Raw genomic sequence first — 24,238 nt, forward strand, 5'->3', positions numbered from 1 at the left:
CAGTATAAGCTTTTTATATTTGTAACAAAAAAATAGTTATGGTACATTACTTCTTTATATTTGTTCTGTTAGTAATATATCTTTCTCCCGCAATACGGGCAGAAGAAGTTATTATTCCAATAACGTCTAAAATTGCAGGGAATGATGACCCCAAAGAAAAAAACACATGGGAACAAGATAATCGCTCTATTACAATTTTCCCAACTGTTATAAAAGACAATAATACTATATATATTTACTCAAATATTTTATTAGATAATCTCCAGATAACGATAAAAGATGAAATGGACAATATTATATACTCTAATAATATTGCTATAACAAATAATTATCCATATTCGTTTATGACAACATACATAAAGAACAAAAAATACATCATTGAAATGACCTATAAAACAACAGTCTTTTACGGCACTTTTCAATACTAAAACATCTTCATAGACAAACAACGTTGTTCTAAACACCACATTATTAACTCAAAAATGCTCAAGATTATGAAAAAGAACTTTTTTATTATTTCCGTAGCCCTATTGGGAGTTACAATTATCTCTGTAGCCAATAATCAGAAAAATGAAAATGTGGCACCTCGTGCTATACAAAACAGAAAGATTACAGATACACTAAAGGATGCAACTTTTCAAAGGCTGGAAAACGGCCAGGTTTTAACAATAAATACTTGGCAAAGAAGCTGTCCTTACGGTGGTTCTGAGTCTTGTGACTCTGGTACCTATACAGAAAAAATTGTTATATAAATTCATTTGAACGGAAAGTGTCTGAAAGGTAGGTTAATCAACAAAACAAATGCAATATTCGTTTACCTTTCGGACACTCTTTCAATCCAAACTTTTGAAATATGAGAAAACTTCTATCCCTTCTTTTAAGCACCTTGCTTTTTTCCTGTCAGCCAAGCTCCAGGCCGGATCACACAAGTATTATGAGTTTCCAATTAGATAGCGTACAAGCATCAGACGTTAACCCGGTATGCGAAGTAAAATATATTCCATTAGAATTAACAGATAATTCATTAATTGGAAGTATCGATAAAATTTTATACCGGAATAAACATTTCTACATTTTCGATAAAAGTGCCAACATGGGAATTCTTATATTCAACGAAAACGGCAAGTTTATAAAAGCACTATATCGAGTTGGAGAAGGTCCCGGAGAATACATAGCTCCCATTGACTTTGATGTGGACGGCTCAGGAAATTTATACATAGCAGACAATGCCCGCCAGAGGATTATCAAATATAGTGGGAATAACTTCGAACAATACGAAGAAATGGATTTAGGATGTTATTTTATGGAATTTGCCGTAATTGACAAAGAACATATCGTATTATCAGAAATATACAATCAAGGCAGCGTAAAAGATAAATTGGCCGTTTATTCTCAAAAAGATAAGAAAGTACACCCTCTACTCAAATCAGCACTGACAGAAATAGACGAACAAAGAATCCCAAGAGGCTCCTCTCACTATTTATATCGTTCCGGTGATAAGGTTTATTTTTATCAACGTTTTACCCCGGAAGTTTATACCATACACGGAGCATCCATTGATATGGCAGCAAATCTTCTTTCGGATAAATATTTTAAGGAAGAAGAACTAAAAGCTTTAGAAAGTAATTCTCGGTCATTCATGGTTGATATGAAGCATATTAAAGATATAAATGCTTTCTATGAAACACCAGATGGGTACTTCTGTTCCCTGTCCACTTTCCCGCTTCCACAATTCTTTTGGATTTCCAAAATAGATGGCAACATACGCAATCTTAATCTGATAGAAGAAAACAAGCTATTGGGAAACCTGACTATCAACGGAGTGGCAGACAATTACTTAATTTGCAGTTCTAACTACAGCGAAGAAACCGTAAAATCTGCATTAAAGATAGACAAGCTCGATGAAAGTACCATACAAGTGTTTACAAGTTGGAATGAAGACAGTAATCCGATATTGATATTATTCCAGTTAAGCCACCAATAAATATAGATTTCTGCCATATGTAGTTGGATATTTCATTGTCTTCTCTTTTTCTTTGAGTGGAAAACTGCTATCTTTGCACACCAAAATGCGCTCATAACAAAAGAGATACATATATCACAATGGAAAAGAAATTCAAACGCACTACCGTTACGTCGGCATTGCCCTACGCTAACGGACCGGTTCATATCGGACACCTGGCAGGAGTTTATGTACCCGCTGATATCTACGTTCGCTATCTGAGACTGAAAAAAGAAGATGTAATCTTTATCGGAGGTTCGGACGAGCACGGAGTACCTATCACCATACGCGCCAAGAAAGAAGGCGTGACGCCGCAGGATATAGTAGACCGTTACCATACACTTATCAAAGAATCATTCAAAGAGTTCGGCATTTCATTCGATGTATACAGTCGTACGACTTCAAAAACTCACCACGACACTGCTTCGGAATTCTTCCGCAAGCTGTATGACAAAGGTGACTTCATCGAGAAAACCAGTATGCAGTATTACGACGAGGAAGCCAAAACTTTCCTTGCCGACCGCTATATTACAGGCGAATGTCCCCACTGCCATGCAGAAGGTGCCTATGGCGACCAATGCGAGAAGTGTGGTACAAGCCTCAGCCCCACAGACCTGATTAATCCAAAAAGTGCCATCAGCGGAAGTAAGCCTGTAATGCGTGAAACAAAGCATTGGTACCTGCCGCTTGACCAACACGAAAGCTGGTTGCGCCAATGGATTTTGGAAGACCATAAAGAGTGGCGTCCCAACGTATACGGTCAATGCAAAAGCTGGCTTGACATGGGTTTGCAACCGCGTGCAGTAAGCCGTGACCTCGACTGGGGTATTCCGGTGCCCGTAGAAGGTGCAGAAGGAAAAGTGTTATACGTATGGTTCGATGCCCCTATCGGTTACATCAGCAATACGAAAGAATTGTTGCCCGACACTTGGGAAACCTGGTGGAAAGACCCCGAAACACGTCTGATCCACTTTATCGGTAAAGATAATATCGTATTCCACTGCATCGTATTCCCTGCCATGCTGAAAGCGGAAGGCAGTTTCATCTTACCGGACAATGTACCGAGCAATGAATTCCTGAATCTGGAAGGTGATAAGATTTCTACTTCACGCAACTGGGCTGTATGGTTGCACGAATATCTGGCAGACTTCCCGGGCAAACAAGATGTACTTCGCTATGTACTGACAGCCAATGCACCTGAGACAAAAGATAATGACTTCACCTGGAAAGACTTCCAGGCACGCAATAACAATGAGTTAGTGGCAGTTTATGGTAACTTCGTGAACCGTGCCCTGCAACTCACCAAAAAGTATTTCGATGGTGTAGTGCCTGCTGCCGGTGAACTTACGGATTACGACCGCGAAACATTGAAAGAATTCTCTGACGTAAAAGCAGAAGTAGAAAAGTTACTGGATGTATTCAAGTTCCGCGATGCACAGAAGGAAGCCATGAACCTGGCCCGCATCGGAAACAAATACCTGGCAGATACCGAACCCTGGAAGATTGCCAAGACGGATATGGACCGTGTAGCCACTATCCTGAATATCTCCCTGCAACTGGTTGCCAATCTGGCCATTGCATTCGAACCGTTCTTGCCGTTCAGCAGCGAGAAATTGCGTAACATGCTGAATATGGACAGTTTTGACTGGGCTACTCTGGGCAGCACTGATCTATTACCAGCCGGTCACCAATTAGCGACACCTGAACTACTGTTCGAAAAGATAGAGGACAGCGTTATCGAAGCACAGGTACAGAAATTGCTCGATACAAAGAAAGCCAATGAGGAAGCCAGCTACAAAGCCAACCCCATCCGCCCGAACATTGAGTTCGATGACTTCATGAAACTGGATATTCGCGTAGGTACCATATTGGAATGTCAGAAAGTTCCTAAAGCTGATAAATTGCTGCAATTCAAGATTGCCGATGGATTGGAGAACCGTACCATTGTCAGCGGTATTGCACAGCATTACAATCCAGAAGAGCTGGTAGGCAAGCAAGTATGCTTCATAGCCAACCTTGCTCCGCGTAAGTTGAAAGGTATCGTCAGTGAAGGCATGATCCTTTCTGCCGAGAATTTTGACGGAACGCTCTCGGTTGTTACTACGATGAAAGAGGTGAAGCCGGGCAGTGAAGTGAAGTAATCAATAATCTTAGAATGCCGAATAACAACTCAAGAACTCATAAAAATTCTGGAGGATTTCATTCACTTACCAAGGGAGAGTGAAGTCATAGAATTCAAAAAAGGCTCAGAATGGATTCGATACACAAAAATTGAGAGAATATTTCTCTGCACACAGCAACGAAGCCAATCTCGGTCAAAAAGAATTTGCCCGATTGTTATTCGGCATTCATGATAAGGCTCACAAGATACGGAGCGAGATTATGAAATTAAGAAATGATATCTTAATCATAAACCGAACAAGCAGTGCCAGAAACATCACTAAAAGAAAAAACAGCCAAAGGATTATTGTGGGGTGGCATAGGTAATGGCGCCATGCAATTGCTAAACCTTGTCTTCGGCATATTTCTTGCTCGGCTGTTGTCTACTACAGACTATGGTATGGTAGCTGTACTGACTATCTTCTCTGCCACAGCCAGCATCTTTGCCGAAAGCGGTTTTGTAACGGCCATCGTTAACAAAAAAACAATTAAAAGCGAAGACTATAATGCAGTATTCTGGTTCAGTTTCTGCATGGGCACCGGGCTCTACTTGCTGCTATTCATATGCGCACCACTTATAGCCAAATTCTTCGAAGTTCCGGCACTATGTCCTCTCGCAAGAGTACTCTTTCTTGGATTTCTATTCGGCAGTTGTTCTACAGCCCCTTCCTCCTACTTTTTCCGCAACTTAATGGTAAAGGAACGGAGCCAGATACAAATCATCGCCATTATCATATCCGGTATTACGGGTATTACCTTTGCCTACTTCGGCTTCGGATATTGGGGCATTGCACTGCAAACTCTCCTTTATTCCGGCTGCAACACTTTATTGCTATGGCTACGTTGTCCTTGGAGACCTAACCGGAGCTTCCGTATGGAACCCCTCCGTGAAATGCTTCCGTTCAGCCTAAAGATATTCTTCACTACCTTGTTTACACACATCAACAACAATATCTTATCATTTCTGATAGGCAAATTCTATACAATTACACAGGCAGGATACTACTCTCAGGGAAGTAAATGGACCACTATGGGGTATTCCACCATCTACGGGATGATTAACAGCGTAGGGCAACCTGTATTCCGTGAAGCCTACACCGACACGGAACGTCTTCAGAATATATTCCGCAAGATGCTTCGTTTCACAGCATTTATATCCTTCCCTGCCATGTTAGGGTTGGGAATCGTTTCTAAAGAATTGATTGTCATCACCATCACCGAAAAGTGGTTACCATGTGTACCTATCATGCAGATTCTTTGCGTATGGGGCGCGTTTATGCCTATAAGCACTTTGTATACCAATCTGATGAACAGCATAGGTCGTCCCCATATTTACATGTGGAATACAATTGCCTTGGGAATTGCCCAACTCTTATTCGTATGTTTTAGTTACCCCTTCGGTATCAATACGATGTTAGTAGTATACACAACTACCAATGTATTGTGGCTGGGCATCTGGCACTACTTCAGTCATAAACATATCGGTCTGCCCTTGTTTTCAATCTTGAAAGACACTGCCCCTTATATTCTTTTGACAGCATTCTCATTAGGTACCGCCTGGTATGCCGCTTCATTTTTCACTAATGTTTATGCAACGCTTTTCATCAAAATAGCTGTAGCCGTTTCACTCTATATCCTGGCTTTATGGAGATTGAAATCAAAAATATTCGAAGAGAGTATCCAATTCCTGTTCAAACGAAATAAGTAGTTACTATGAAAATTCTGTTTCTTACTCAAGATATTACGGTAAAAGGTATTCCCAGAGCTTACAATACGGGATTTTCACTCATGGTAGCACAAATCGCCGCAGCCCTTGCTGCCGAGGGCACCGAAGTGTATGTTTCTTCTTCTTCACTGACTAATGACACAACCGTAATTTACTCTGGAACAGGAGAGAAGCAATTCACCTTGCTGGAAAGAAAACTGAAGTATCTACTTACCTATCTCCGGTGGAAAGATATACCACGTGCTATCTGTCATGCCTTATCTTCGCATAAGATGTCAATAGCATGGCGTATCAAGTTATTAAAATACACCATCAGTATCGGTTTTAATATACATCTGATACGCAAAACAAACCCGGACGTTATCTTCATCCACTCTTTAGGACCGGAAGTACTCCCTTTCATATCTGCTGCCCTACATACAGGCAAACCGTTTGCCCTTGCCTTACACGGATTATTCAGCCAAGCTAACAAAGACGACTTCACAACACAAGGTGAAATACGGTTATTACCCAGTCTGCTTCAATCAGGAATGCCGCTTACTGTAGTAAGCAGTGGCATGCACAACAAATTACTCAATCTTTATGAATGGAAGGAATGTAAAAACATATACGTTGTTCCAAATGCACTGAATGATGATGAAGAAACAGAAAATGCAGCAACCGATGATCCCTGGACAGAAACCTATCGTATTCTTACAATCGGCAACCTCAATGAAAATAAGAACCAGTTGCAAATACTACGGGCGTTTTCCCTCTTGCCTACCGATATTAAGGAAAAAAGCCAACTGTGCCTGATAGGTAAAGATGCCCTTAACGGACAATTACAAAAGGAAGCGGAAAACTTAGGAATCAGCCAAGCATGTATTTTCACCGGAAGCTTACCCCACAATGAAGTATTTCGCTGGATAAGAAATACAAAAGTAGTGGTGTTGGCAAGTAAGCTCGAAGGATTCGGCCTTTCTATCATTGAAGGTTATCACTATGGAGTACCTGCCGTCTGTTTTGACCGTATAGATGCTTTTGAAGACTTATATCATGAAAAGTGCATGACTCCAGTCTATGAATACAACGACAAAGCACTAGCAGACGCTATTCACAAAACTCTGATACAGCAGTGGGACAAAAACTTCATTCGTGCGTTTGCCGGAAAGTTCAGCAACCATGCAATGGCATCCGCATATCTGAATATCCTCCGACAAGCACAGGTCGGCAAACTAACAGAAAAGACATTTAATCGTTTAGTGGATAAGTATTTATCGTAAAAAACTAAGAAAAGTATTTCACCAGTTCTTCCAACATACCGTTATCCGCAAGAATCTTCTCTACAAATTCACGGAATGCACCGAAACCACCATGGGCTTGCGTCACATAGTTCACTTCCCGCTTCACATAATCAGGCGTATTGCAAGGAGAAGCACTGAAACCAACAGCACGTAACAGATGAATATCATTCAGATCATCACCGATAAAGGCAACATCCGCAAGGGTTATTCCCATCTCCGCACAAACTTCTTTTGCCTTCGCCAGTTTATCACCGACATGCAGGTAGCAACGGGTAATCTTCAGTTTATCGGCACGCTTCTGCACGAGCAAAGAATCCTCACCTGTCATAATGGCAACAGGTATGTTCAACTTATGCAAAAATATCACACCCCAACCATCTTTCACTGAAAAACGCTTCATAACATCTCCCTCAGCAGTATAATACATTCCGCCATCGGTCCACACACCATCAATATCGGTAATCACTAATTTCGGCAACATAATTCAATAACAGTTAAATGATAGAACTCGGATAAATGATCTCATTACGGGGAATTTCTTTCAATACCTTATGCCCTACTACCTTCTCACGGTCAGCCCACTTAAAGCCATCACCGGGACTTAACAAATGGATATCATCTTCAGTAATAATATCTCCGGGATGCAAAGTTTTATTCGTTGCGATAGAACGTTCCAGCTTCACTTTTGCCGAAGCCACAGAGGAGTCGATATACAATTCTTCTTTTCCCAGCCAGCGTTCGGCGATACGGATATCACGTATCATGCGGTTCACACCATCAGGCCCGAGCGAACCTTGCTGATCGGTTCCTTTCATGCGGCGGTCGATAGTGACATGCTTTTCGATGATCTCCGCACCCATACCCACAGCAACGATAGGGGCAGCAATGCCAATGGTATGGTCTGAAAAACCAATACAGTATTGACCATAATGCTGTTTCAGATAAGAAATCGTCTTTAAATTCAGATTATCGGGCTGAGTAGGATATTGGGATACACAATGCAAGATAGAAATGTTATCATGATAGTGAGTGATAACTTCCAAAGCATCATCCAGTTCCTTCTTGCCTGCCATACCGGTAGACAGGATAATAGGTATCTTCGTTTCGGCCATTACCTCCAGCAACGGCAAGTTGGTAAGGTCACGGCTTGCCACTTTCAGGCGGTCGGGAGTGAAGAGCTTCAACAAGGAGAGACAGCCTTTGGAACAAAGCGTTTCCACAAAATCGAGGCCTAAAGCCTTGGCATGCTTATAGACTTCCAGATGCTCTTCGTCCGTCAGTTCCAAGAAAGCGCGATGTTCGCCATAGGTGCGTCCGAAAGAATGGGGAGAATCATACGGACGGTTCATCTGCGAGTCCGTCAGTTCCTCATTCAGATCACGCTTGGTCAGTTTCACCGCATCCATCGGACGAAGTTCTATATTGAACACTTCTTCACGAACAGGGCGGGACACCAGGTCTACGATCAACTTGGCTATGTCGACGGAACCATTATGGTTCTGTCCGATTTCTCCTATTATATAAGTACTCTTCATTGTTCTATCAAAATTAAGAGGGATGTAACAGAGTGACCTGTTATTTTTCGTTTTGGGCTATATTCTCCAGCATCTTGGCACGGTATTCAGGGTGTGATGCTACTAATTGCAACAGGGCACGAACACTACGATCAGTCTTTTCATAGAAAGTAGCATAAAGCTCTTGTAACAGGGTGAAGTCTTCCATCGTATCAAGGGTGAAACGAAGATCGAAACGGCCCTCCAACTCGGCAGGCAAAGGAAGCAGACGCACCTTGAACTTTTCGGGATGTGTATAAAGATAGATGGTGACATGCTCGATGTAGAGTTTCTCTTGTGTGGAAACTGCCGCACGACGCAGAGCATTGATCGTTGTCAGTTCAGAATATAAACCCAAATGAGATTTAATAGTAGGACGCCCGTCAGCAAAGCCATAGGCGATATAATCTGCCGGACAAAAGGCATGTTCGGCAAAGAAAGTTTTGAAAGTTTCGGGACGAAGAAAAGGGTTATCCGAACAAACACGGATAAAGCGATCCACACCGAAAACTTCGGCAGCACGGATAAAGCGATCGAGCACGTTATCCTCATCACCACGAAAACTGAGGACGCCTGCCTGATGGGCTACTTCGGCAAGTACATCATCCTGCGGACGGTTGGTTGTGGCAAGTATGATACACTTATCCGGACAAGCCTGTTTGATATTGGCTATCAGAATGTCGATAATGCGCTGTTCGCCATAGAAAGGGAGCAGTATCTTATTGTGCAACCGGGTGGAACCGGTACGTGCCTGAATAATTATTCCATCTTTCATATTTTCATCCGTTTAAAAGCATCGATATAAGAACCGGGGGTGACGTTGATTACTTCCTTACCCAATTTGCGGGCGTAGGCTTCGAGAATAAAGTAGGACTTGAAGGCTACATGCATGTGATAAAGAATCGTATAAAGTCGTGCGCTATTCAGATTCTCCTGCTTCACGGTGTCGGCCTGCGATTTATTCTGGTCGTAGAAGTGCTTCTGGTGCATCAATACTACGTTATCATCTGTTACTGTGATTTCCGGCAACCAGGAATGGTCGGCACCTGCCAGATAAATCTTCCGGAATGGCAGACGTAACCCCATGGCGATAGAAGGTATCAGCACATTGTGCGGACGGGGAACACCCCATCCTTTACGGAAAATCCAGTTACAGAAACTCTGGAAGCCTTCAATGGGCGTTGTGTTATAAATATAGAGTTTGATATGAGGATTGCCTGCCAATAAGGGTTGCCATTCTTTATCCTTCAGCGCACGGGCGGGAACAAAGAAATTCATGTCCCAAGTAGTTTTTTCGGCCATTGTCTTGAAAAGCTGCACTCGCTTCTCAGGAACAATCCAGAACAACGGATCGGCAATCAGATAAAGTTCAGGGCGGAGACGCTCGAACATAGGTGAGCTTACACAAAAGTTCACAGCGAGTAAAGTTTTTCCTTGTATGAAGTCCGCGGATTCTTCTACGGTACGGTTCAGCGAAGGGCCGTTAGCCAATATCAGCAACTCATCCGGATTGCTGAAAGAAGACGGTAAACGTGTACCCCACTTGGACTGCAACAGAATCTTCACTATACTGAGAAAGCACTGCCAGAGCTGTTCCAACCATTTCAAACCTTTTTCTCCCATATTATTATAAAGTTACGAGCTACAGGCTACAAGCGACGAGTACTATTCGGTATGGCAGCGCAGCCACTCGTAGCTCGTAACCTGTAACTTGTAGCTAATTTGTTCCTCTGCAAAGATAGATACTTTCGCCTTTATTGGCTAAAAAAACTGCGAATTTGTGGATATAAAGCGGTAAAAGCTGTACTTTTGCCGAAACATTCCGCAACATGAGAGTACTTATTATCAATACGTCCGAGAAAACAGGCGGAGCCGCCATTGCTGCCAGACGCCTGATGGAGTCGCTCTATACAGCGGGAACAGACGTGAAGATGCTCGTCCTCCACAAGGAAAGCCAATCGGAACAAGTAATTTCAGTAGGCAAAGACTGGCAAAAGAAATGCACCTTCTTATGGGAAAGACTGGTTATCTGGACAAACAATCTCTTCAGCCGGAAAAACCTCTTTACCATATCCATAGCCAACACCGGCTTCAATGTAACCAAACTACCCGTATTCCGGGAAGCTGATATCATACACCTCCACTGGATAAACCAGGGAATGCTTTCACTGAGAAACATACGGGAAATCATCGAATCGGGTAAGCCCATTGTCTGGACATTGCACGACATGTGGGAATGTACAGCCATCTGCCACCATGCCCATACCTGCAGTCTGTTCAAAAGCGAATGCGGAAACTGTCCCTTCCTGCGTTTCCCTGGCAAAAACGACCTGGCACACCGGACATTCAAGAAGAAGCAGAAACTGTTCAATGCCACCAATCGACTGAATATCGTTGCAGTCAGCAAATGGCTCTCCTCACAAGTGCAGCAAAGCACTTTGCTCAAAGAGAAGCCGATATCCGTTATTCCCAACACACTTTCACTTTCCGACTTCCGAATCATGAACAAGGAACTGTCCCGCAAAGAACTGTCCCTGCCCGACAAACATATCATTCTGTTCGGAGCCGCCCGCATCGACGATCCTATCAAAGGAGTGGAATACCTGATTCAGGCAATCCGGCTATTGATTGAAAAGAAAGAATTCCCGCAAGAGAAACTCCATCTGGCCTTATTCGGCAGAATCAAATACCCGGAAAAACTATTCAGCATCCTCCCTGTCAACTACACGTACTTTGGACGAATAGGTGATACGGACAGACTCTCACAACTGTACTCCGCTGCAGACGTCACCGTATCCGCATCTTTTTACGAAACATTCGGTCAGACATTAATCGAGGCACAAGCCTGCGGCTGTGTTCCCGTGTCTTTCGGCAATAGCGGACAGGCCGACATCATCCGTCACAAGGAGAATGGTTTCTTAGCCGATTACCTCTCCGCGGACAGTCTGGCGGAAGGTATCCGATGGGGGATAACCGAAGCCCGAGCCACCCTATCGGAAGAAAACATGCGAAACGAAGTTTCCGAAAAATATTCCGGTGAAGTCGTTGCCAAGCAATATCTCGACCTCTACCAGAACTTAATCAGAAGAAAGGTTACACAATGAGAATACTACTTATTAATACTACAGAGAAGATAGGCGGTCCGGCTGTAGCCGCCAGCCGCCTGATGGAAGCCCTGAAGAATAACGGCATCAAAGCCAAACTACTGGTGCGCGACAAACAAACCGAACAGATCACCGTAGTAGAATTGCCCCATAACCTGCGCATGGTATGGAAATTCGTATGGGAACGAATCGTTATCTGGAAGGCCAATCACTTCAACAAAAGACATCTCTTTGCCGTAGACATAGCCAATACCGGTACGGATATCACCGCTTTGCCGGAATTCCAGCAAGCAGACGTCATACATCTTCACTGGATCAACCAGGGAATGCTTTCTTTAAAGAACATCGAAAAGATTCTTGCTTCGGGCAAGCCCGTAGTCTGGACCATGCACGATATGTGGCCATGTACCGGCATCTGCCACTACTCCGGCGGATGCATGCATTACGAAGAAGAGTGCCATCATTGCCCTTTTATCCATAACGGAAGCAGAAAGAAAGACCTCTCCCACCGTATATTTCTAAAAAAACAGAAGCTGTACGAAGGACGCCACATCAATTTCGTTGCCTGTAGTCATTGGCTGGAAGAACGTGCCAAGAAGAGTGCCCTTTTCAGCGGACACTTCATTACGAATATCCCTAATCCCATCAACACCAACCTCTACAAGCCTCATAATAAAAAGGCAGCACGAGAGAAGTGCATGCTCCCGCAAGACAGTAAACTTATTCTGTTCGGTTCGGTGAAGATTATGGATACCCGCAAGGGAGTAGATTACATGATTAAGGCATGCAAACTGCTGGCGGAGAAATATCCGGAATTGAAAGAACAATTGGGCGTCGTAGTCTTCGGTAACCAGTCGCAACAAATACAGAATATGTTGCCTTTCAAGGTTTATCCGCTCGCTTTCGTCAGCAACGAGCATCAGTTGGTAGATATCTACAATTCCGTAGACCTCTTCGTCACCCCATCCCTGGAAGAAAATCTACCGAACATGATTATGGAAGCCATGTCCTGCGGCATACCTTGCGTAGGTTTCAACGTAGGCGGCATACCGGAAATGATAGACCATCTGCACAACGGCTATGTGGCACAATATAAATCGGTTGAAGACTTCGCCAACGGCATCTACTGGATACTCACCGAACCGGAATACGCCACCCTCGCCGAACAAGCCTGCCGGAAAGCTGTTTCCAATTATTCGGAACGCGCCATTGCCAAGAGGTACATTGACGTTTACAACAAAATAACCGGAAGACATGCATAATCGCCTTACGCCCAAGTTCAGCATCATCACCGTGACTTACAATGCCGAAGCCGTATTGGAAGACACGATACTAAGTGTGATCTCCCAAACCTACCACCACATAGAGTACATCATTATAGATGGTGCTTCCAAAGACCGCACCCTCGCCATTGCCGAAAAGTATCGTGACCGCATTACGCAGATCGTCAGCGAACCGGACAAGGGACTGTACGACGCCATGAACAAAGGCATCAACCTGGCAACCGGCGACTACCTCTGTTTTCTCAATGCCGGAGACAGTTTCCACGAAGATGACACTTTGCAACAGACGGTACATACCCTGGGAATTGGTGAACTGCCGGACGTGATTTATGGTGAAACAGCTCTGGTTGATAAAGAAAGGCACTTTCTCCGTATGCGCCGCCTCTCCGCTCCCGAAGTGCTGACGTGGAAGAGTTTCAAGCAAGGGATGCTTGTTTGTCATCAGGCTTTCTTTGCTAAACGAGACCTGGTTGTACCCTACGATATGCAATACCGCTTCTCTGCCGACTTTGATTGGTGCATCCGCATCATGAAAAAAGCACGGACGTTGCACAACACGCACCTCACGCTTATCGATTATCTGGAAGAAGGAATGACCACCCAGAATCAGAAAGCCTCCTTACGGGAGCGCTTCCGCATCATGGCGAAACATTACGGGCTGGTAAGCACCGTAGCACATCATGCATGGTTTGTATTGCGGATGATATTGAAGAAGTAAAACTCAAAGTAAGCCTCACACTTTCCACCTAATACAGTGCCAGAGTTGTGCCACAGCCTTGGCACAGTTTTGCCATCGCCTTGGCAAGACTATGCCATGCCTATGGCACAACTGTGCCAAAATGATGGCAAAATATGGCAAAAGTTTCTTTTCCTCTTTTAAAGCTCTTAATGCATCCGAAGCAGTAATATCGGATAGCTAAGGTATTTAGAGTCCGCTTCCATACCCCTACACAATAATACATGAACGATAGGAGAATTTTTATTAAATATGAAGTGCACCTCATATAGGTGTTATAAATAGAAAATACTATCTTTGCAGCGTCTTCCCTTTGAGCATTATAAAGCAAAAGAGAAGGCGGACATATTTGAAAAACGTTTTCGAACGTATTCTTCTACAAGTGAATTCTCGCAAAATTTATGGAAAAAAGAAGAAACGCAACGGAACGTCTACCTCGTATGTGTTATAGGGCATGCCAAGTTTTGGCATGTTCAATAATAGCGTATATGGGCGTGGGCTGTTCGTGTTGCTTATCCTTTTTTCCGGGCAATGCGAGAGGCCTACTTGTGGGATAAGTATATGCGGACTCCCACGTTTTTTCATTATGCCTGTATCAGAAGTTATAATTAACCGCCGGATATGGGAGTTACACGGCACTTTTCTTCACGATGAAACCTATTGGTGTCCTAATTAAAGAAGAATTAGAGAGACAGGAACGAAGTATCACTTGGTTTGCACACAAACTTTCTTGCGACCGTTCCAATGTTTATCGCCTATTCCAGAAAGAGAGCATTGATACTAATCTTCTCGCTCGGATTTCACTTCTTTTAGGCAGAGATTTCTTCTCTGACTTATCTGAGTATATAAAACAAAAAGGATTGTCGCAAGATTCGCAATAAATCTGTGTCATTCCTGCAGCACTGTTATGCCTTCTTTTTTACTTCTTTGTCATACTTTTGCAGAAAATAAATTAAACATTAATAGAGTATGAAAACAATGAAGTATTTATCTATGCTACTGATAATGGTGGCAATGAGCGTATGTATGGTAAGTTGCGGAGATGACGATGACGATGCTCCGACAGATGTTGCAACTGTTATAGCAGGAGATTATAGTGGTACATTGAACGTAATGGGATATACCGACCAATTCACTGCTTACATAACATTAACCAGGAAGTCAGACACTGCCGTATCTTTAGTCGTTGACTGCGATGAAATAGATATGCATTTAAACTCTGTGATTCTCGACATTACACAGAGTAACAACTCTTATAAATTAGCTTCCAGCTCAAAGGCAGTAAACGGAACTGTTATAGGTAAAAATTTAAATATAACTTTCTCTGTAGGATCTAAGACATATACATTTTATGGTGACAAATAATGTATCATAATCTGATCACTTATTAGAATTGTGCCTAAGGGAACCAGACGGCTTTCTTTAGGCACAATTTCAAAGCCTACATTTGAATTTGATTTATAACAGAAAAGTAATGAATAAATAGATACGCGGACTACACGGACCCATTTAATTCATAACCCCATCCGAGAGGCATTATTTCAACTCCTGATTCACATTATTAAACCTGCTTCTGAATAAGGCTGCAAGCTCACAAAGAAGCAAGCAACAGACTCTTCAGCTCTTTCACCCCTTCCGAAGCTCCTTTCTGAATGACATGTATCTGCCTCATCGAGTGCGTATCCACCGGTTTCGGATCAATCAGATACACCTCTGCCGTTCTCGGTACATAATTCAGCAAACCTGCCGCCGGATACACATTCATCGAAGTACCTATGATTACAAAGATATCCGCTTTTTCTACATAGTCGATAGCCCTTTCTATCTCCGGCACAGCTTCACCAAACCAAACTATAAACGGACGCAACTGAGAACCATCGCCTGCCTTGTCGCCTATCTTCACTTCATACTCTTCCGGTTTCAGCTCTTTTATGTAACGGGGATTATAAGGATCACGGCTCGAACAAACCTTTGTCAACTCACCATGCAGATGAATGACATGCGTACTCCCCGCACGCTCGTGCAGATTGTCCACATTCTGCGTAACTACCGTCACATTAAAGTCTTTCTCCAACTCGGCAAGCCCTGTGTGTCCTGCATTCGGTTCCACATCAAGCAATTGTTTGCGACGCTCGTTATAGAAGTTAATCACCAACTCCGGATCACGTACATACCCCTCAGCACTGGCAACCTGCATCACCGGATATTTATCCCACAATCCGCCTGCATCACGAAACGTACTGATGCCACTCTCGGCACTCATTCCGGCACCGGACAAAATCACTAAATTCTTCTTCATTGCCAAATCTCCTTTCTATTTATCGCAGTTTCTTTCCTACAAAAATACAGAAGATTGCCAAAGTTACCACAGATATAAGAAAATTTAAATCCTAAAAGCATAAATCATTCAAATAAAACCCTTACTTTTGCAACTTGTAATTTTGCAACTGATTGAAAGATACATCACTTTCAGTCTCAACCCAAAAGATATATGGATAAATTCAGTTACGCTATCGGCCTTGGAATAGGTCAAAATTTATTAAGCATGGGTGCAAAAGGCATCGAAGTAGATGACTTTGCACAAGCTATCAAAGACATATTAGAAGGAAACAAAACCGCTATATCGCATGCAGAAGCCCGCGATATAGTGAACAAATACTTCGCCGAACTGGAAGAGAAAATGAATGCCGCCAGCATAGAACAAGGCAAACAATTCCTGGAAGAGAACAAGCAACGTCCGGGTGTTATTACCCTGCCAAGCGGTTTGCAGTACGAAGTCATCAACGAAGGCAACGTAGGCAAATATGCAAAAGCTACCGACCAGGTGAAATGCCACTACGAAGGTACACTGGTTAACGGAACTCTGTTCGACAGTTCTATCAAACGCGGACAACCTGCCGTGTTCGGTGTAAACCAAGTAATCCCCGGTTGGGTAGAAGCTTTGCAGCTCATGCCCGAAGGCGCCAAGTGGAAACTCTACATTCCTTCCGACCTGGCATACGGTGCACAAGGTGCAGGCGAAATGATACCGCCTCACAGCACACTGATCTTCGAAGTAGAATTACTTGAAATATTATCCTAAAAATAAAATAAACAGTAAAAGCAAAATGAAAAAAGTAACATTGATCATGGCTCTTGCAGTAGGCGCAGGTTTAGCTTCCTGTACTGCACAAAGCCCGAAAGCAAATCTGAAAACAGAAGTTGACTCATTGTCTTATGCCATCGGTATGGCTCGTACAGAAGGCTTAACTCAGTATCTGATGCAACAAGGTGTTGATACTACTCAGATGGCTGAATTCATCAAAGGTTTCAACGAAGGCGCTGCTAAGACCAGCGAAAAAGACCTCGCTTATATGACTGGTATGCAAATCGGCCAAATGGTAGGCAAACAATGGGTAGAAGGTTTCAACCAACAAATCTTCGGTAGCGACTCTACTCAGACTATCAGCCGCGAAAACATGCTGGCAGGTTTCATTGCAGGTATCACAGGCAAGACTGGCGTTATGACTAAAGAAGCTGCAACAACTTACATGCGCGAAGGTATGGAAAGCATCAAAGAGAAAGCTTTGGCAGTTAAGTATGCTGATAACAAAGCTGAAGGTGAAAAATTCCTCGCTGACAACAAAGGAAAAGAAGGTGTTGTAACTACTCCGAGCGGTCTGCAATACAAAATCATCACCAAAGGTACAGGTGAGATTCCTGCTGACACCAGCAAAGTGAAAGTAAACTACAAGGGTACTTTGATTGACGGTACTGAGTTCGACAGCTCTTACAAACGTAACGAGCCTGCAACTTTCCGTGCTAACCAAGTTATCAAAGGTTGGACAGAAGCCCTCACTATGATGCCTGTAGGTTCTAAGTGGGAACTTTATATTCCTCAAGACTTGGCTTACGGTGGCAGAGAAACTGGCGGTCAGATCAAACCGTTCTCTACTCTGATATTCGAAGTAGAGCTCGTTGGCATCGAAAAATAAATATCGGCTGAAGATTTCTTCTTCACCCGCATGAACTTAGCGGACGAAACGGATGTAAACAAAAACATCTGCTTCGTCCGCTTCTTTTTTACTCTTTCCCTATTTTTTCCTCCATTTTTATAGAGAAATTAAAATAAAGTCCTATATTTGCTTACTATTTGATAAAAACAAGAACTTACATAAATTGATATTATGGAAAAAATAGACAATCTTGACCGGCAGATTCTGGAAATCATCTCTCAGAATGCCCGCATTCCTTTCAAAGATGTAGCTGCTGAGTGTGGCGTATCACGTGCTGCCATTCATCAACGTGTACAACGTTTGATTGATTTAGGCGTCATTGTCGGCTCCGGTTATCATGTGAACCCCAAATCTCTAGGATACAGAACCTGCACGTATGTAGGTATCAAGCTGGAGAAAGGTTCCATGTATAAATCAGTGGTTGCCGAAATGGAAAAGATACCGGAAATCGTGGAATGCCACTTCACCACAGGTCCTTATACAATGCTGACGAAAGTTTATGCACGTGATAATGAGCACCTGATGGACTTGCTGAATAACAAAATGCAGGAAATTCCAGGCGTAACCGCTACTGAAACATTGATTTCACTGGAGCAAAGCATCAAAAAGGAAATTCCCATTTGCCCGGAGAAATAACAGATAGTTTATGGAATTCTTAAACGAATATCATCTTTCGGGACTGTTCATCGGCATTTGTACTTTTCTTATCATCGGGTTGTTTCATCCTGTGGTAGTAAAGGCCGAGTACTATTGGGGTACCAAATGCTGGTGGATTTTTCTTGTACTGGGCATTGGAGGCGTCGCCGCTTCACTTTGTGTAGAAAATATCCTGGTTGCTTCCCTCTTAGGTGTATTTGCTTTTTCCTCGTTCTGGACGATCAAAGAAGTTTTCGAACAGGAAGACCGCGTAAAGAAAGGATGGTTCCCCAAGAACCCCAAACGTACGTATAAGTTCTAAAAACAAAGCAGCAAACAGTATATTTTACCCGAAAGGTTTGCATATTTCAACTGAATATACTATTTTTGTGCCCGCTATCCAATAGGATAACACCGGACTTGTAGCTCAGTTGGTTAGAGCAACAGACTCATAATCTGGAGGTCCCTGGTTCAAGCCCAGGCTGGTCCACTTTCAAAATCAAGGAGTTACGAATTTCGCAACTCCTTTTTTCTTACCCTTGCGTAAACAATGCGTAAACAAACTATTTGAGTTGACCCTGTTTTACACATAGAATTTCAATGATGATTCATGCTATCCTGTAATATCTTTACCCGAAGTTTTGTTAGTGCAACAACACTTTACGATTAATTAAACTCAAATATACTCCATTTGCATGTTGATTTACAGAATAATGTTGTAACTTTGCAAATGCAATGCATTTATGGCGAACCATGACCAAATGGTGCTCTTTCTTGAAAAAGAAAAGTGAGTTTGCCTAACCATCGTGGGAGGATTATCCCATTCCGATGAATCGAAGCGTAGAGGGAGTATTAGTCGGAGAATACTCTATTTCAAAACAATACGTGAGAGTTGCTTCAGGGGTTGAGACCGATTAGCAGAAGCCCGGTTACCAGTCAGCGACAGAAGACAACGAGATTGCACCGCTGCATATAACGACAATGTTTTTATCCGTCAAAGGATAGGGATTCTGTGGTTATATGCAGCGTTTTGTATATGTATGCCTCACATTGCAAATCGGCTGTATTCAGAGGTTATGTTGAACATAAACAATGAATGCAATGGAAAAATTGACAAAGTCTTTGCCCCTTTTCAAAGAGCGAAACTGTTCTGTCTCTATCGTGTTGGATTCGCGTACCCGCAGAAAGAATGCGTGTGAGTTTCCTTTATCTCTTCGTTTCACGATTGACCGCAAGTTCTTCTACTTTACAGTTGGAAGTTCTTTTACTGAGAAAAAGTTCTCGGACATCTGCAATGCGACGAAATGTAAAAGCGAGAACTACAAATTTCAGAAGGAGTGGAAAGATACCATTGCCCCCAAGTACAAAGAAATCTTGATGAACCTGAACAAAGGCGGCATCCTGACATTTGAGATGGTACGTCAATGTATCATGGGTGAAGAAGTGGTACTATCCAAAGAGGACACAACCCAATCACAAACCTTTATTAGTATTTGGGAGCAAGTCATTCACGAATTGCGTACAGAAGATGGAGGAGCACGTTTCACCACGGCAGAGAGTTATGAGTGTTCGCTCAAATCATTCAGAAAGATTCTTGGAGAAAATGCAATCAAGGGCTTCTGCATCTGTGCGGCAGAACTTCAGAAGTGGAAGGATGGTATGCACAATGGAGTTAAAGACGAAAATGGTGCGATTGTCGGTAAAATCAGCGACACTACGGCCGGTATCTATTTGCGTTGTTGCCGTGCCGTATGGAATAGGTGCGTACATGAAGGCTACCTCAAAGATGTTCCCTATCCTTTTTCCAACAAAAAAGAGAAAGGGCTTGTGAGCATTCCCAAGAGTGCAAAGCGCAAACAGAATTTCCTGAACGTGAATCAGATGACGGAACTCTATAATCTTTTTGTTTCAAAGAAGTATCCTGAACATTGGTCGGAAGAATATACCCAACGTGCGCATTATTCATTGGGATTGTTTCTTGCTCAATACCTATGCAACGGTTTCAATATGGCTGATGCAGGGCGATTGACATACGACAACTACTATTATCAGACAGGTGGCAAGGCATTCCGCTTCAACCGGAAGAAGACTTCCCGACGGAGTGCAGACGGCTCAGAGGTGATAGTCCCTATCATCCCTCCCTTACGATATATCTTGGATGAGATAGCTGCACCTCCGACTCGGGACGGTTTTGTGTTCCCCGATATATTAAAAGGAGCGGAAACGGAAGAGTTACGCCGCAAATACACTATGCAAGAGAACTCAAACGTGAAAGACCGCGTCATTAAGATTTGCCATGAGGCATTGAATTGGGATAAGTCCATCTGTCCGTCCGGCACATGGTGCCGACACTCGTTTGCTACTAATCTGCATAATGCCGGAGTGGATATGGATTATATCTCTGAAAGCATGGGGCATTCAACTTCTGATCATGCCATTACCCAAATCTACATTGAGCATTATCCTCTCGATATACAGATGCAGAACAATTCAAAACTGCTAAACTTGGAGACATCTTCCGAAAGAGATGTTCTATTGGCGAAACTGGCAAGCATGTCCACAGAAGAATTGCTCAAACTGTTCAGACAACCTTAATCCGTAATGCTGATGATAAACTTCATAGAAAGGATAAAATCCTACTCCCCCAAAAAGGAAACGGCTGATATGGCTATGCGAGCATGGAAATCAGCCAACGAAGAAGTGTATGCCAACTTTTGTAAGCGTATCGATGCTGTGGCTAAAGGCGATATATCTGTTCTGATAGATATGTATCTGATGATGCGTGACTGCGTTCCACCCGAAGCCTTGATGATGTATAACTGGCTCTCTGATTTTGTGAACGGCAAGGATGTGTCAGACATTGCAAACCAACAATGGGCTGGTCAATATACCGAGACCATCGCCAGATGTATCATCAACAAGCGTTTGTGGATAGGCATCAATGTGAAAACAGGTACGGTTGAACTGCTTTCTTCTCCGAAATCAAGGCTGTTGATGGTGCATTCTGAAACACCCATTGAAATATGGAATCATCTGCCACAGGAGTTAAGGTCCTACTTGATTGGGCAATTAAATATGTTTATGAGAAACAGCAAAGGTTGTTATCTGTTGAGCAAACTGGAAAGGAAAATGGTTTATCAGTTCCTGACCTATATCTCTCAAATTATTTTCCTCTCTTATGCGGTGTTCATTGGCGGGTTCATGGCTAATCTCTATGACCGTGTAATGGAAAAGAAAGAGGACTTGGCTTATTGCATGTATCATTTTGTAGTGTTTGACCATGGTCTGTCCCGTATGACAAAGTTGCTTAATCGTCTGCTGAACAGTGAAGAGGTTGATCATGGCGATATGCTTTTGGTAAAATCATGTGTTACCCTGCTTGTCAATGAAAGTATAGAGATGGGTACAGAAACCAAAGCAGACTGGGAAGATACCATAGAAGGCTATACCCCGGAAATCTGGAAGGAAGTGATGTTCGCCTTACGCAAAGTAAAAGGCAGGCGAGGCAATAGAAAGGTGATACAATCATTGGATGATATTCTTTTGGGCGACAAGGAACGTATCAAGCAGGGTATCCGTTTATTCCTTGAAGAGAATACCGAGGATATAAGCCTTGCCTATCTGTTGAAGTCATTGGTAAAGTCTGGCAAGATAAAAGCGTCCACAAGATACATGACATTCCACCGTGCCATCGAACAGTTCTCCCAACGGCATTATGGGCACGATATACCACAGAAGCGATACGGGGAAATCAAGGAACTTACTTTGAACTCACCCCAAAGAGGAAGCAGTTACACCAAAGCAAAACGAATAATAGACCGATGGACGGATTATTTTATCAGTAACGGGTAGTTGGGGAATCCAGCTATCCGTATTTATTTTGCAAACAACTGTTGTAATACGGTCGGTTAAATTAAGGTATAAATAAACCGACCAACCCACAGAGTTTCATACACTACCTTCGCTTGTGAAATCGGTTTCACAGAGTTGAATCGAGGTTTAAAGTATTTAATCATCAACCAAGTAAAGGATGGAAAAAAAACTCAATTTTACCCAACTACTCCAAAAACCCATCGCCATGATGACAGGCGAGGAGCTATGTTTTCTCATCACCAAAAGCGTGGAAAGTACAGGAGCGGCCACTCCCCAAGTGGCATCCAAAGGCAACTACTATGGCATAGAGGGTATCGCCCGTGTATTCGGTTGTAGCGTGCCCACCGCCAACCGCATTAAGAAAAGCGGTATCATAGACAAGGCTATCACACAGATAGGACGAAAAATCGTAGTGGATGCAGACCTCGCACTGTCTTTGGTAAAGGAAGCAGGTGGCATTCGTATCAAAGAATAGGTGTATGGAAGAGAATTGGAAAAAGAATCTGGCAACAGACAGTTACGGGAATCCGGTTCGTTCCATCAGTAATCTCCGGCTTATTTTCACACTGGATGAGAATCTTAGTCAGATAAGGTACGATACCTTCTGTCAGGACGATGTGTGTTTCTGCCCTTTGTTCCGCAATGTCAATGGTAACAAAATTGATGAAGAATCAGCAGGAAAGATACAAGACTACTTGGAAAGAACATACAGAATACGTTTGACGCAGAATAAGGTATTTGAGATACTGAAGACCACTTCTTCTGAACGGAGTTTCAATCCTGTACAGGAATTCATCGCACAAGAGACATGGGACGGACAACCTCGCATAGCCACAACCATCATAGATTATCTTGGAGCGGATGACACTCTGCTTGTCAGGGAACAAACGAAAATATGGTTTGTGGCAGCTGTAACCAGAGTATTCAATCCAGGTTGCAAGTTTGACAACGTACTGACCTTGCCCGGTCCGCAAGGCATTGGAAAAAGTACCTTCTTCAAAGCCATCAGTGGGAGATGGTTCAACGATTCGTTCTCTTTCGCCAGTGGTGACAAGGAGAAAGTGGAAACCATAACCAACGGTTGGATTATTGAAATCAGTGAGTTGAACGGCTTGAAACGTGCGAATGACGCGGAAGCTGCCAAGGCTTTTCTAAGCCGATGCAGTGATTATATGCGTCCGGCTTACGGACACAAGGTTGTGGAGTTCATGCGGCATAATGTCTTTGCTGCGACTACTAATGAAATGAACTTTCTGCAAGGAGACAATGGAAATCGCAGATGGTGGATTATCCCAGTCAAAGGCAACGGTCATGTGTCAGATTGGTTGGATGATTTGCAACGTTCCGTTCCTCAATTTTGGGCAGAGGCATATACCTATTATAAGCAAGGTATGAAATTATACTTGACTCCCGATATGGAGGTAGAGGCCAACGAGATACAGATGCAACATTCCAACATCATTGTTGACCCTATTATAGAGGACATAGAAATGTATCTGGAACGTGAGGTTCCCATGCAGTATGCAAGTTGGATGATTCCGACGCGACTAGCATATCAGAAAGGAGCATACTCAGAGCCAAATTCCACAATGACCTCACTCAATATGGTTTGTGCCCGGCAGATTATAGAGGAACTGCCCAATGATTTGGTCAGACGAAGTTCGTCCAAATACACTTCGCAATACATCAACCGCCTGATGTCCATGATTCCAAATTGGAAACGGAGCGAACAGGAGAAGGTCAAGGGGCTGCATCCAGCCTACTGCGATAAGACGGGACGGACGAAATACCCATGGGTGAGGGTGGACGCTCCAAGTGAAGAGTCCTGCGCGACACTGCTAAGTGAACAGGAATTGCCATTCTAATTTCAAAATAAGGGAAAAGAAA

General features: G+C 43.1%; 23 protein-coding genes and 1 tRNA gene. 19 read left to right on the top strand and 5 right to left on the bottom strand.

Features of this window, described 5'->3' with window-relative positions; translation table 11 throughout:
- The first annotated feature begins 38 nt into the window (after nucleotides 1-38).
- From DW036_RS20830 to DW036_RS20860, 6 genes are all read left to right on the top strand, one after another.
- Nucleotides 39-428 carry a DUF3244 domain-containing protein gene (locus DW036_RS20830; protein WP_118466018.1) on the top strand — a complete coding sequence of 130 codons (390 nt, stop codon included), beginning with the start codon at nucleotides 39-41 and terminating at the stop codon, nucleotides 426-428.
- A 66-nt stretch (nucleotides 429-494) separates the two neighbouring features.
- Nucleotides 495-752 (top strand): hypothetical protein, encoded by a 258-nt coding sequence (locus DW036_RS20835; RefSeq protein ID WP_147401525.1) that lies wholly within the window; start codon nucleotides 495-497, stop codon nucleotides 750-752.
- Nucleotides 753-934: 182 nt separating this feature from the next.
- Entirely contained in the window at nucleotides 935-1,984 is a 1,050-nt protein-coding gene (locus DW036_RS20840; RefSeq protein ID WP_222850736.1) for a 6-bladed beta-propeller, read from the top strand.
- A gap of 119 nt (nucleotides 1,985-2,103) precedes the next feature.
- Nucleotides 2,104-4,143, top strand: coding sequence for a methionine--tRNA ligase (gene metG, locus DW036_RS20845; RefSeq protein ID WP_118466021.1), 2,040 nt, complete (start codon nucleotides 2,104-2,106; stop codon nucleotides 4,141-4,143).
- A gap of 284 nt (nucleotides 4,144-4,427) precedes the next feature.
- Nucleotides 4,428-5,870, top strand: a complete 1,443-nt coding sequence (locus tag DW036_RS20855) for a lipopolysaccharide biosynthesis protein (protein ID WP_118466022.1) — start codon at nucleotides 4,428-4,430, stop codon at nucleotides 5,868-5,870.
- Nucleotides 5,871-5,875: 5 nt separating this feature from the next.
- Entirely contained in the window at nucleotides 5,876-7,150 is a 1,275-nt protein-coding gene (locus tag DW036_RS20860; RefSeq protein ID WP_118466023.1) for a glycosyltransferase family 4 protein, read from the top strand.
- Nucleotides 7,151-7,154: 4 nt separating this feature from the next.
- On the opposite strand, the gene DW036_RS20865 is transcribed toward DW036_RS20860, so the two are convergent.
- Genes DW036_RS20865 through DW036_RS20880 form a run of 4 tightly spaced genes read right to left on the bottom strand, consistent with a single transcriptional unit; the run spans nucleotide 7,155 to nucleotide 10,347 of the window.
- On the bottom strand, nucleotides 7,155-7,652 hold the full coding sequence (locus DW036_RS20865) for an HAD family hydrolase (RefSeq protein WP_118466024.1): 498 nt from the start codon (nucleotides 7,650-7,652) through the stop codon (nucleotides 7,155-7,157).
- A 13-nt stretch (nucleotides 7,653-7,665) separates the two neighbouring features.
- Nucleotides 7,666-8,706: an N-acetylneuraminate synthase family protein gene (locus DW036_RS20870; RefSeq protein WP_118466025.1), complete on the bottom strand. Its 1,041-nt coding sequence runs from the start codon at nucleotides 8,704-8,706 to the stop codon at nucleotides 7,666-7,668.
- 40 nt (nucleotides 8,707-8,746) lie between these two features.
- Nucleotides 8,747-9,499: a cytidylyltransferase domain-containing protein gene (locus DW036_RS20875; protein ID WP_118466026.1), complete on the bottom strand. Its 753-nt coding sequence runs from the start codon at nucleotides 9,497-9,499 to the stop codon at nucleotides 8,747-8,749.
- A complete protein-coding gene (locus DW036_RS20880; protein ID WP_044532069.1) occupies nucleotides 9,496-10,347 on the bottom strand; it encodes a hypothetical protein in 852 nt (283 codons plus the stop codon). Before DW036_RS20880 ends, DW036_RS20875 begins: the two co-directional genes overlap by 4 nt.
- 206 nt (nucleotides 10,348-10,553) lie before the next feature.
- Here DW036_RS20880 and DW036_RS20885 point away from each other — a divergent pair, with 206 nt between their 5' ends.
- The 4 genes from DW036_RS20885 to DW036_RS20905 all read left to right on the top strand — a co-directional run bounded on the left by DW036_RS20885 (nucleotide 10,554) and on the right by DW036_RS20905 (nucleotide 15,212).
- Nucleotides 10,554-11,828: a glycosyltransferase gene (locus DW036_RS20885; protein ID WP_118466027.1), complete on the top strand. Its 1,275-nt coding sequence runs from the start codon at nucleotides 10,554-10,556 to the stop codon at nucleotides 11,826-11,828.
- Nucleotides 11,825-13,090: a glycosyltransferase family 4 protein gene (locus DW036_RS20890; protein WP_118466028.1), complete on the top strand. Its 1,266-nt coding sequence runs from the start codon at nucleotides 11,825-11,827 to the stop codon at nucleotides 13,088-13,090. Before DW036_RS20885 ends, DW036_RS20890 begins: the two co-directional genes overlap by 4 nt.
- Entirely contained in the window at nucleotides 13,083-13,829 is a 747-nt protein-coding gene (locus DW036_RS20895) for a glycosyltransferase family 2 protein (RefSeq protein ID WP_118466029.1), read from the top strand. The genes DW036_RS20890 and DW036_RS20895 overlap by 8 nt, the downstream gene beginning before the upstream one ends.
- Nucleotides 13,830-14,825: 996 nt before the next feature.
- Nucleotides 14,826-15,212: a hypothetical protein gene (locus DW036_RS20905; protein ID WP_233560501.1), complete on the top strand. Its 387-nt coding sequence runs from the start codon at nucleotides 14,826-14,828 to the stop codon at nucleotides 15,210-15,212.
- A 226-nt stretch (nucleotides 15,213-15,438) separates the two neighbouring features.
- On the opposite strand, the gene DW036_RS20910 is transcribed toward DW036_RS20905, so the two are convergent.
- Nucleotides 15,439-16,146, bottom strand: coding sequence for an NAD-dependent deacylase (locus DW036_RS20910; RefSeq protein ID WP_118466031.1), 708 nt, complete (start codon nucleotides 16,144-16,146; stop codon nucleotides 15,439-15,441).
- Between the two features lie 192 nt (nucleotides 16,147-16,338).
- Between DW036_RS20910 and DW036_RS20915 the strand changes: the two genes are divergently transcribed.
- The 9 genes from DW036_RS20915 (at nucleotide 16,339) to DW036_RS20955 (ending at nucleotide 24,216) form a co-directional block, all read left to right on the top strand.
- Complete coding sequence (locus DW036_RS20915) at nucleotides 16,339-16,929, top strand: FKBP-type peptidyl-prolyl cis-trans isomerase (RefSeq protein WP_118466032.1); 591 nt, start codon at nucleotides 16,339-16,341, stop codon at nucleotides 16,927-16,929.
- A 25-nt stretch (nucleotides 16,930-16,954) separates the two neighbouring features.
- Nucleotides 16,955-17,821, top strand: coding sequence for an FKBP-type peptidyl-prolyl cis-trans isomerase (locus tag DW036_RS20920; RefSeq protein WP_007661689.1), 867 nt, complete (start codon nucleotides 16,955-16,957; stop codon nucleotides 17,819-17,821).
- Between the two features lie 192 nt (nucleotides 17,822-18,013).
- Entirely contained in the window at nucleotides 18,014-18,478 is a 465-nt protein-coding gene (locus tag DW036_RS20925; protein ID WP_007211685.1) for an Lrp/AsnC family transcriptional regulator, read from the top strand.
- Between the two features lie 10 nt (nucleotides 18,479-18,488).
- The gene (locus tag DW036_RS20930; protein ID WP_118466033.1) at nucleotides 18,489-18,800 is read left to right on the top strand and encodes a DUF4491 family protein; all 312 of its coding nucleotides are present in this window, start codon (nucleotides 18,489-18,491) and stop codon (nucleotides 18,798-18,800) included.
- 94 nt (nucleotides 18,801-18,894) lie between these two features.
- A tRNA-Ile gene (locus tag DW036_RS20935) sits at nucleotides 18,895-18,968 on the top strand.
- Between the two features lie 611 nt (nucleotides 18,969-19,579).
- Nucleotides 19,580-21,073 (top strand): phage integrase SAM-like domain-containing protein, encoded by a 1,494-nt coding sequence (locus DW036_RS20940; protein WP_187374652.1) that lies wholly within the window; start codon nucleotides 19,580-19,582, stop codon nucleotides 21,071-21,073.
- Nucleotides 21,074-21,085: 12 nt separating this feature from the next.
- Nucleotides 21,086-22,330 (top strand): DUF6043 family protein, encoded by a 1,245-nt coding sequence (locus DW036_RS20945; protein WP_118466147.1) that lies wholly within the window; start codon nucleotides 21,086-21,088, stop codon nucleotides 22,328-22,330.
- Between the two features lie 178 nt (nucleotides 22,331-22,508).
- Nucleotides 22,509-22,826 (top strand): DUF3853 family protein, encoded by a 318-nt coding sequence (locus DW036_RS20950; protein ID WP_118466034.1) that lies wholly within the window; start codon nucleotides 22,509-22,511, stop codon nucleotides 22,824-22,826.
- 4 nt (nucleotides 22,827-22,830) lie between these two features.
- Nucleotides 22,831-24,216 carry a virulence-associated E family protein gene (locus DW036_RS20955; protein WP_118466035.1) on the top strand — a complete coding sequence of 462 codons (1,386 nt, stop codon included), beginning with the start codon at nucleotides 22,831-22,833 and terminating at the stop codon, nucleotides 24,214-24,216.
- Nucleotides 24,217-24,238 lie beyond the last annotated feature (22 nt).

It is taken from the genome of Bacteroides sp. AF39-11AC (assembly GCF_003474285.1).
In the GTDB taxonomy this organism is placed as follows: Bacteria; Bacteroidota; Bacteroidia; order Bacteroidales; family Bacteroidaceae; genus Bacteroides.

Excerpts from the sequence above, each read along its gene's own strand:
- DW036_RS20830 (WP_118466018.1), top strand. The coding sequence starts at position 39 with ATGGTACATTACTTCTTTATATTTGTTCTGTTAGTAATATATCTTTCT.
- DW036_RS20835 (WP_147401525.1), top strand. The coding sequence starts at position 495 with ATGAAAAAGAACTTTTTTATTATTTCCGTAGCCCTATTGGGAGTTACA.
- DW036_RS20840 (WP_222850736.1), top strand. The coding sequence starts at position 935 with ATGAGTTTCCAATTAGATAGCGTACAAGCATCAGACGTTAACCCGGTA.
- metG (WP_118466021.1), top strand. The coding sequence starts at position 2,104 with ATGGAAAAGAAATTCAAACGCACTACCGTTACGTCGGCATTGCCCTAC.
- DW036_RS20860 (WP_118466023.1), top strand. The coding sequence starts at position 5,876 with ATGAAAATTCTGTTTCTTACTCAAGATATTACGGTAAAAGGTATTCCC.
- DW036_RS20865 (WP_118466024.1), bottom strand. The coding sequence starts at position 7,652 with ATGTTGCCGAAATTAGTGATTACCGATATTGATGGTGTGTGGACCGAT.
- DW036_RS20870 (WP_118466025.1), bottom strand. The coding sequence starts at position 8,706 with ATGAAGAGTACTTATATAATAGGAGAAATCGGACAGAACCATAATGGT.
- DW036_RS20875 (WP_118466026.1), bottom strand. The coding sequence starts at position 9,499 with ATGAAAGATGGAATAATTATTCAGGCACGTACCGGTTCCACCCGGTTG.
- DW036_RS20880 (WP_044532069.1), bottom strand. The coding sequence starts at position 10,347 with ATGGGAGAAAAAGGTTTGAAATGGTTGGAACAGCTCTGGCAGTGCTTT.
- DW036_RS20885 (WP_118466027.1), top strand. The coding sequence starts at position 10,554 with ATGAGAGTACTTATTATCAATACGTCCGAGAAAACAGGCGGAGCCGCC.
- DW036_RS20890 (WP_118466028.1), top strand. The coding sequence starts at position 11,825 with ATGAGAATACTACTTATTAATACTACAGAGAAGATAGGCGGTCCGGCT.
- DW036_RS20895 (WP_118466029.1), top strand. The coding sequence starts at position 13,083 with ATGCATAATCGCCTTACGCCCAAGTTCAGCATCATCACCGTGACTTAC.
- DW036_RS20905 (WP_233560501.1), top strand. The coding sequence starts at position 14,826 with ATGAAGTATTTATCTATGCTACTGATAATGGTGGCAATGAGCGTATGT.
- DW036_RS20910 (WP_118466031.1), bottom strand. The coding sequence starts at position 16,146 with ATGAAGAAGAATTTAGTGATTTTGTCCGGTGCCGGAATGAGTGCCGAG.
- DW036_RS20915 (WP_118466032.1), top strand. The coding sequence starts at position 16,339 with ATGGATAAATTCAGTTACGCTATCGGCCTTGGAATAGGTCAAAATTTA.
- DW036_RS20920 (WP_007661689.1), top strand. The coding sequence starts at position 16,955 with ATGAAAAAAGTAACATTGATCATGGCTCTTGCAGTAGGCGCAGGTTTA.
- DW036_RS20925 (WP_007211685.1), top strand. The coding sequence starts at position 18,014 with ATGGAAAAAATAGACAATCTTGACCGGCAGATTCTGGAAATCATCTCT.
- DW036_RS20930 (WP_118466033.1), top strand. The coding sequence starts at position 18,489 with ATGGAATTCTTAAACGAATATCATCTTTCGGGACTGTTCATCGGCATT.
- DW036_RS20940 (WP_187374652.1), top strand. The coding sequence starts at position 19,580 with ATGGAAAAATTGACAAAGTCTTTGCCCCTTTTCAAAGAGCGAAACTGT.
- DW036_RS20945 (WP_118466147.1), top strand. The coding sequence starts at position 21,086 with ATGATAAACTTCATAGAAAGGATAAAATCCTACTCCCCCAAAAAGGAA.
- DW036_RS20950 (WP_118466034.1), top strand. The coding sequence starts at position 22,509 with ATGGAAAAAAAACTCAATTTTACCCAACTACTCCAAAAACCCATCGCC.
- DW036_RS20955 (WP_118466035.1), top strand. The coding sequence starts at position 22,831 with ATGGAAGAGAATTGGAAAAAGAATCTGGCAACAGACAGTTACGGGAAT.